Raw genomic sequence first — 397 nt, forward strand, 5'->3', positions numbered from 1 at the left:
CATACCAGTTGTTCAATAATGGCTTTGCGTACGGCGGCCGGCTGCCATGCCAGCAGGCATTTGCCGATGCCGGAACGATAAAGAGAGAGGCTTTTCCCCTCATGCGAGCGCACGCTGATAGTGGATGAGGATTCCACTTTCAGTATGTAATACGCATTTTCGTGGTCGATGATCCCCAAGTGACACAGCAGCCCGGTTTCAGCCATCAGTTGTGTGAGACGAGGACGCGCCAGCGGCCGCAGATCCATCTTGCTGAGCGCATGACCCGACAATTCACCGAGCTTAGTCCACAGGCAGTAGTTATCCGGATGATCGAGGCTAATAAATCGCTGACGTTTTAATTCATTCAACAGCAGATACGCGGTGCTTTTTGGAATACGCAGCGTTTGAATAATGA

General features: G+C 51.4%; 1 protein-coding gene. It reads right to left on the bottom strand.

The features are described from left to right. On the bottom strand, positions 1 to 397 hold a 397-nt coding region (locus KJQ97_RS09650), incomplete at both ends, for an IclR family transcriptional regulator (RefSeq protein WP_214120729.1).

The sequence above is a fragment of the Campylobacter sp. 2018MI01 genome (assembly GCF_018501205.1).
Classification (GTDB): Bacteria; Campylobacterota; Campylobacteria; order Campylobacterales; family Campylobacteraceae; genus Campylobacter_E.